The sequence below is a fragment of the Candidatus Rokuibacteriota bacterium genome, assembly GCA_016188005.1.
Classification (GTDB): domain Bacteria; phylum Methylomirabilota; class Methylomirabilia; order Rokubacteriales; family CSP1-6; genus UBA12499.
Genome location: JACPIQ010000123.1, coordinates 45,786 through 53,224 on the forward strand (window position 1 = coordinate 45,786; position 7,439 = coordinate 53,224).

Here is a 7,439-nt window from a genome sequence, read left to right on the forward strand (position 1 = left end):
GGTCCGTCTCGCACTCCTGGTCGTCGCGGCACTTGTCGTGGGGCCTGGCGTGGCCCCGACCCACGCCCAGGTGTTCCGGCTCGGGAGCTGGGGCGGGGCGCTGGAAGGCGTGACCGATCTCAGGCGGACCGACACGAGAACCGGCGAGCAGCGAGCCCGCGCGGAGGCGTTCCACTCGGAGGAGCGCCTCAATGTGCGGAACACCGGAGCGTACCTGTACGACCCGAGGCTCCTCACCCTCTCGCTCGGGGGGAGCTTCGGCTACGCGAGGGATACGCTTGAGACGGACGGTGAGACCGCGTCCAGCGATGGGATCCTGCTCGGGTATGACGCGTCGGCGACGGTGCTGGCCGACCAGCCCTTCTCGCTCAACCTGTTCGCCGACCGGAGCGAATCCATCGTCTCGCGCGAGCTGGCGGGGCAGGGCGAGGGCGTGAGCGAGCGCCGCGGCGGGACCCTCTTCGCGAGACGGGTGTACATCCCCTCCTCGCTGAGCTTCCGCCAGGAGCTGCAGGACGAGGAGTCTCGCATCGCCGGCGCCGTCACGCGCCGCGGCGCCAGGCGGAACGTTCTGCGGTATGAGGGGCAGCGCGGCTGGGAAGACAGCGAGACGAGCTTGCTCTACGAATTCGTCGACGAGTCGGATCGGTTCTTCCCCGCGCTGGGCTTCCGGAGCCACGAGGGGCAGGTCAGCTACGGCCTGGATTTCGGGGAGGAGCTGAACCGGCACTGGGACTCGAGGATGCGGTACCACACGCGCACGGGGCTCTCGGAGTCGACGACCTGGAGCGCGGATGAGTCGCTGCGCGTCGACCACACCGAGGCGCTCCGGAGCAGCTATCGCTACTTCCTCTTGCGCTCTGACACCGCCGGGGGTGCCAACACCACGCACAGCGCGGTGGCGAGCCTGCAGCACCGGCTCTACGAGAGCCTGACCACGACGGCCGCTGTTGACGGCATCCGCCAGTTCCTTCCCCAGGGGGAGAAGGACAGCTACGGAGGCCGCCTGAGCTGGGGCTACACGAAGCGCCTGCCGCTTGGCGGGAGGCTCACCGCGGGGCTAGGCGGAGGCCTGCGGTACGAGGACAACCGGTTCGACGCGGCGGAGACAGCCGTCTCCCAGGAGTCCCATACCGCGGCGACGCCCTTCGCGCTGCCGATCGCTCTGGCCAACCGGTTCGTCCGCGCCGCCTCGGTGGTGGTCACGAAGACGGGGGCGGGGCCTCTCCCGGCGGGCTGCCTCCTGCCGCCGGGTCCGCCGACAGCTCTCGTGGCCGGCCAGGATTACACGCTGCGGACGACGAACGATGTCACCGAGATCGTGCCGATCCCTTGCGCCGGCGCCACGCCGGGGATCAACGCCGGCGACACCGTCGTCGTGGACTATCGGTTCAGCGTGCCGCGCTCGCTCACGCTGACGACGGCGACCCTGCACGGCAACGTCGCCGTCGACTACCGGTGGATCCGGGTCTTCGCCTCGCATGAGCAGACCGGTCAGGACCTCATCGCCGGCCAAGACAGCCGGCTCCTCGACGACCAGCGCTCGGACACGGTCGGGGCCGAGCTGCGGTATGACGGCGGTCGGGCGCGCGCGAGCCTGCTCGGCGAGGCGCGCCGATTCGCCTCGACCCGGGTCAACTATGAGAGTGTCCGGGCCAGCGGCCTGGCGAATATCGTGATCCTCCCCGAGCTGACCCTGGGGCTCAGCGCGGACGGAACGCGCGCCGTGTTCTCCGATCCCGAACGGGAGACCACGAGCCAGACCGCCCGCGCCACGCTGACCTACGCGGTCGGCAGCACGCTCTTCGTCGACCTGAGCGGGGGCCTCCGGAGGCTCGAGGACAGCGCCCAGCCGACGGAAGAGCTGATCGAGGCGCGGCTCCTGGCGCGCTGGCTGTTCCGGAGAGTCGAGGTGGCGCCGACGTTCGAGTTCCTGGACCGCCAGCGGGGAGGCACCCAGACGCGAGAGTACCGGGCGTTGTTGAAGACTATCAGGCGGTTCTGATGAGAAAGGGAGCAAGCGCGAAGAGTCCGGCGCTCGGCCTGCTTCTCGTCGCGATTGCCGCGACGGGCTGTGTGCCGGCCAGGATGCCCCCGGCGCCGGAGCACCAGGCGGTGTCCGCCCGGCGGGCGTGGCCGGCGCCGCCGGCGCGGCCGCGGATCCGCTTCGTGCAGAGCGTCTCGAGGCCGGCCGATCTCGGGGTGGAGCCGTCCTTCTGGGAGCGGCTCGGGCAGATCATCGTCGGTCGCGAGGAGGCGTGGCTGATCCGGCCCATGGCGGTCGGCGCCAGGGGCGGGGTGATCTACGTGGCGGACGCGGGCGGCCAGGCCGTGTGGGCCCTCGAGGTGCGATCCGGGCGATTCCGGAAGACGCAGATGGCGGGACGGGGGCCCCTGGTTTCCCCCGTCGGTCTCGCCCTCGCGCCGAAGGGCCGCGTCTACGTGGCCGATTCGTTCCTGCGGTCGATCTTCGTGCTCGACGAAGACCTGAAGGTGACCACGACGATCACGGGCGAGGCGCTGCATCGCCCGGCCGGCCTCGCCTTCGATGCGGCGCGGGACCGTCTGTATGTGGCCGACAGCGCGGCACACACCGTCTGGATCTACACCGGCGAAGGGGTCCTGCTGGAAAGTATCGGCCAGCGCGGGACACGCGAGGGTGAGTTCAACTTCCCCACCCACGTGGCGGTGGACAGCACGGGCACCCTCTACGTGACGGACTCCCTCGGGTTCCGCGTCCAGATGTTCACCGCCGACGGGCGCTTCGCGTCGATGTTCGGCCGGCACGGGGATGCGTCGGGCGAGTTCGCGCGGCCGAAGGGCGTGGCTCTCGACAGCGAGGGGCATATCTACGTGGTCGAGGCGCTCTTCGACGCCGTTCAGATCTTCGATCGCCGCGGCCGGTTTCTGCTGTCGTTCGGGGAGCGAGGCCTGGGGCCCGGCCAGTTCTGGCTCCCCACGGGGGTGTTCATCGATCCCGACGACCGGATCTACGTGGCGGATGCCTACAACCAGCGGATCCAGATCTTCGAGTACCTGAGGGGCGGGGGCGATGAGTAGGGTTTTCGTCGCCCTCGCGGTGTGCGCGGCGCTGCTGGCCCCTGCGGCCGCCGGGGGGGCCGGCATCGTGGACACCGTCCACAACCTCTCCGCGACCGGCGCGGGCGCCGTGAAGGCCCCGGGTGTGGGGGAAGTCTGCATCTTCTGCCACACCCCTCACAGGGCCGGCCAGACCGTCGCGCTGTGGAATCGTGACCTCCCGGCTAGGACGTACAATCTGTACGGCAGCTCGACCCTGGAGGCCACGCTAAACCAGCCCACCGGAGCCTCCCGCCTCTGTCTCTCGTGCCACGACGGGACGACAGCGCTTGGCAACCTGCGCGTGGCGCCCGCCACGGGACCGGCGACCCTCGGCCCCCTCACGGGACGCGCCTCGCTCGGGACCGACCTCTCCGACGACCATCCCGCGTCCTTCCTGTTCGACACGGCCCTGGCCCTCAAGCAGGGGCAGCTCGTGGACCCCACAGGGCTCCCGAAGGCGGTGCCGCTGGACAGCACGCGGCAGCTCCAGTGCACGAGCTGCCATGACCCTCACGAGAACCGATATCGGAAGTTCCTCCGTGTGGACGACCGGTTCGCGGCGCTCTGCACGGCGTGCCACCGGCAGCGGAACTGGGTGGGGTCGGCGCATGCGACCTCGGTGGCGACCTGGAATGGGAGCGGCACGAACCCCTGGCCGAGCTCGCCCTACACGACGGTGGCCGACAACGGGTGCGAGAGCTGCCACCGGCCCCATGCTGCGCCGCGCCCCCCCCGGCTCCTGAGCGACCCCCAGGAGCCGGCCGTCTGCCTCGTCTGCCACAGCGGGAGCGTGGCGGCGACGAGGCTGGACCCGGAGTTCCTCAAGCCGAGCGCCCACCCGATCACCGCGACGAGCTGGACGCATGAGCCGCACGAGGATCCTGCCGCCATGGCCCGTCACGTGGCCTGCACCGACTGCCACAACCCGCACCAGGCGATCACGACGCCGGGCAGCGCGCCCGCCGTCCCGGGGCGGCTCCGGGGCGTCCGGGGGCTGAACCTCGCGGGGGCCAGCGTCACCGAGGTCCAGCAGGAGTACGAGGTATGCTTGAAGTGCCACGGCGTGCGCGATCAGACGACGCCCGGCGTCGTCCGGAGCGACAACACGCGGAACATCCGGCTGAAGATCAGCCCGAGCAATCCCTCGTACCACCCAGTGGCGACCAACGGCAAGAACGACGCCGTCGGGGGGTTGGAGGCCGGCTGGTCGGCGGGGAGCCTCCTCTACTGCACCGACTGCCACAACAACGACGAGTGGACGCCCGCCGGGACGCGGCCCCGCGGCTCGCATGGCTCGCGCTACACGCCGATCCTCGAGCGCGAGTACCAGGTGAATGATCCATCGTCGGAGTCGTACCAGGCCTATGCGATGTGCTACAAGTGCCACAATCGTAGCGTCCTGATCGAGGATCGCGCTCGGACGTTCCTCCACAAGAAGCACGTCGTCGACACGCAAGCGTCGTGCGCCGTCTGCCACGACGCCCACGGCTCGCGCCAGAGCATCCGGCTGATCAACTTCATGCTGCGCGACCGGACCGGGAAGACGGTCGTGAGCCCCTCACAGGGCCAGAAACGCCTCGAGTACATCTCGACCGGGCCCGGCCGCGGCACGTGCTATCTCCTCTGCCACGGCAAGAACCACGAGCCGAAGACATACCCCGACTGAGGAGACCCTCGAGGCGACGGGGGCGGCTGTCGCCACAGAGGATCGAGGTGCATGTCGGAGAGCTGGTCCGATGGCGGAGTGACGCCCCAGGGAGACTACGCCTCGAGACGGACCCGCATCGTGGTGCCCACGAGGTGGTCGAGCGTTCGAGCGACATCCGCGCGGTCTTTCGCCGTCCCGGGGAGCACTGGTACACTGCGCTCAGCAGCGGGAACGGTCGGAGCCCCCATCACGGCGTGGTGGTCGTCCGGCAGCCGGGGGGCCAGGCGGGGGGAGCCGCGATTGACAGTCCTGAGACGCCGTGGTAAGCCGAAGGCACACTGGGATGTGCGCATGAAGCGATTTCTCGTGATCCTCTTTGTGTGTCTGCTCGGAGCAGGGGTCGCAGGCTGCGCGCTGCATCCCGACGGCCTCCTGGGCGACCAGTCCACGGCGGGCGGGGCGCACGGACCGGCGTGCGCCTACTCGCTCACCGCGACGGCGTTCGCCGCCGTCCCGGTCCTGCCGTTCGCCGAACGGCTGGTGCCTCCCCGCCGACTCTCCCGCCTGCCGAGCCGGGCGGGTTCGCTCTTCCAGCCTCCGGAGCAGTCCGCGTAGTTCTCGCTGACGCTGGCTTCCCCTCGCCTCGAGCGGGGACGCCCAGCGGCTGACACGCGTCCCCGTTCTTCGGTGGATCCGAACGCTTATCGGGGCTTTCTTCGCCCGGCGTAACCGCCCGTGCGTGTGGCCCCGCGGAGGTGAGAGAAATGACCTTCGGGCACCACGTCCCGCTCTTGCCATGAGGCTGTGGGGCAGTCGTCGCGCGGCTCTCGTCCTCTCCGCAGTGCTGATCGGAGGGTTCGGGCTGCTACTCGGGGTGTTGATCGTCGCATTCGTCGAACCCCGCGCGGAAGGCGGGCCCATGACTGGCGGATCAGCGGGCGGGATGGCGGGAATGGCGATGCCGTCCGCCACGGCTGGTGCCGGTGGGGGCCGGGCGGGGGAACTTTCGGCAGCCCACGCCGATGTCGAAGCGGGACGGTTCGGCCAGGCGGTCTCGGTGTACGAGCGGGTCCTTCGGGAGGACATGCACAATGTCGAGGCGCTCATCCACCTCGGCATGGCTCTCGGCGGGGTTGGGGAGGCGGACAGGGGACTGGGCTACGTGGATCGCGCGCTTGCCATGGACCCGGACAATCCCCACGCACTCTGGGTCAAGGCCGTGACGCTATTCGAGGCCAAGGCCCAGTACGCCGAGTCCATTGCGGTGTGGGAGCGGTTTCTGGCGCTGGTGCCGGAATCCGCCAGGGACGCCGGCACGGCTCGCGGCTCTGTCTTGCGGGCCAGGGAGCGGCTCGGGGGCCCGCAGCGGCCAGCCCCGGGAAAGGGATCGCCATGAGCAACGGGCAGGAACGCAGCATCAAGAAGGACAGGAAGCGCCAGGAGCGGCTGGCTGCCGAGCGGCGAAGGGGGCGTGGACGGATCGCGAAGCGGTGGGGTCTCTACGCGGCCGTAGGCCTGCTGGTCGTCGGGGGCGGGGGCGTGCTCGTCACGAAGGCAGTCACGGCGAAGGTCTACCCGCCCACGGGTATGAATCCCCACGTCGAGTCCTACCCCTCGTGCCGGATCTGCCCGTCGTCGATTCCCGAGGAGATGCAGCGGCACATCCTGGAACACCGGGAGCCGGGGGAGCCTGGCGACCGGCCCGGGATCTTGGTGCAGTACAGCTGCGCCCCCTGCTCCGAGGTGGTCGCGAAGTTGACGCGCATCGTGGAGCGCTATCCCAGGGGTGTCTACCTCGCGCCGTACCCCCGGATGAGTCCGCGCGTGGCGCTGACCACGCTCGGCGTGCTCGAGGCCATGGAGGACGTTGATGAGAGCCGCATCGTGGCATTCATTCAGAAACATCTGTGAGAGAGAACGCCTTGGCACGGAGGACGGCGGATGAATGAGATCGCTGCACGAGTGACCCAGGTGCTGCTCCTCACGGGGTTGCTGCTGGGAGCCCTTCCCGTCGCGGCCCAGCCGGCGACACCCGACCCTCATGCGTACCTCACGGCTGCGGCCGTCCGGAAGATTCCTCCTCTCCCGGACACCGTGACGATCAGGCCCACCAGGCGTACGCGCGAGTACACGCTGGACATCCGGCCGGGGCCGTGGGAGCCCGCGACGGGCGTCAGGGCAGCGGCCATCACCATCAACGGGACGGTGCCGGGGCCCGTCATCCGCGCGACCGAAGGCGACAGGGTCGTCGTGACGGTGAAGAATAACCTGGAGGAGTCCACGGCGATTCACTGGCACGGGCTTCACGTGCCCAACGCGATGGATGGGGTGGAGGGGCTCACCCAGGAGGGGATCAACCCCGGCCAGGCCTTTCGATACGAGTTCCTCGCCAGCCACGCGGGCACCTTCATGTACCACTCCCATTCCCATGCGCGGGCCGTGGAGCAGATCGACGCCGGCCTGTACGGGATGTTCATCATCGATCCCCAGAACACCCGGGGGCACCCGCGGTTCGACCGGGAGGTCCTCATGATGCTCTCCGCCTGGGCCATCGCCGAAGGAGGCGAACACGGCGCCACGCCGGGCGGCCATGCGAACGCGATGGCGGGGATGGCGTACAACTACTTCACCATCAACGGCAAGGCGTTCCCGCTCAACGACCGCTGGGCGGTGCGGGAGGGCGATCTGGTGCGGGTGCGGATCGCGAACA

Annotated in this window: 7 protein-coding genes; all 7 read left to right on the plus strand. The window is 69.7% G+C overall.

The genetic code is table 11. The features are described from left to right. The first annotated feature begins 49 nt into the window (after positions 1-49). On the plus strand, positions 50-2,005 hold the full coding sequence (locus tag HYV93_24380) for a hypothetical protein (GenBank protein MBI2529110.1): 1,956 nt from the start codon (positions 50-52) through the stop codon (positions 2,003-2,005). Next, a complete protein-coding gene (locus HYV93_24385; GenBank protein MBI2529111.1) occupies positions 2,005-3,060 on the plus strand; it encodes an SMP-30/gluconolactonase/LRE family protein in 1,056 nt (351 codons plus the stop codon). Before HYV93_24380 ends, HYV93_24385 begins: the two co-directional genes overlap by 1 nt. Continuing rightward, positions 3,053-4,747 carry a cytochrome c3 family protein gene (locus HYV93_24390; protein MBI2529112.1) on the plus strand — a complete coding sequence of 565 codons (1,695 nt, stop codon included), beginning with the start codon at positions 3,053-3,055 and terminating at the stop codon, positions 4,745-4,747. Before HYV93_24385 ends, HYV93_24390 begins: the two co-directional genes overlap by 8 nt. Positions 4,748-5,080: 333 nt before the next feature. Further along, entirely contained in the window at positions 5,081-5,344 is a 264-nt protein-coding gene (locus HYV93_24395) for a hypothetical protein (GenBank protein ID MBI2529113.1), read from the plus strand. Between the two features lie 337 nt (positions 5,345-5,681). Continuing rightward, a complete protein-coding gene (locus HYV93_24400; GenBank protein ID MBI2529114.1) occupies positions 5,682-6,125 on the plus strand; it encodes a tetratricopeptide repeat protein in 444 nt (147 codons plus the stop codon). Next, a complete protein-coding gene (locus tag HYV93_24405) occupies positions 6,122-6,640 on the plus strand; it encodes a DUF3105 domain-containing protein (GenBank protein MBI2529115.1) in 519 nt (172 codons plus the stop codon). The genes HYV93_24400 and HYV93_24405 overlap by 4 nt, the downstream gene beginning before the upstream one ends. Positions 6,641-6,670: 30 nt before the next feature. Beyond that, positions 6,671-7,439 (plus strand): multicopper oxidase domain-containing protein (locus tag HYV93_24410; GenBank protein ID MBI2529116.1); only part of this gene is annotated, 769 nt, incomplete at its 3' end.

What these genes read in the sequence shown, in the direction of transcription:
- HYV93_24385 (MBI2529111.1), top strand. Translation starts at nt 2,005, where the DNA reads ATGAGAAAGGGAGCAAGCGCGAAGAGTCCGGCGCTCGGCCTGCTTCTC.
- HYV93_24390 (MBI2529112.1), top strand. Translation starts at nt 3,053, where the DNA reads ATGAGTAGGGTTTTCGTCGCCCTCGCGGTGTGCGCGGCGCTGCTGGCC.
- HYV93_24395 (MBI2529113.1), top strand. Translation starts at nt 5,081, where the DNA reads ATGAAGCGATTTCTCGTGATCCTCTTTGTGTGTCTGCTCGGAGCAGGG.
- HYV93_24400 (MBI2529114.1), top strand. Translation starts at nt 5,682, where the DNA reads ATGGCGATGCCGTCCGCCACGGCTGGTGCCGGTGGGGGCCGGGCGGGG.
- HYV93_24405 (MBI2529115.1), top strand. Translation starts at nt 6,122, where the DNA reads ATGAGCAACGGGCAGGAACGCAGCATCAAGAAGGACAGGAAGCGCCAG.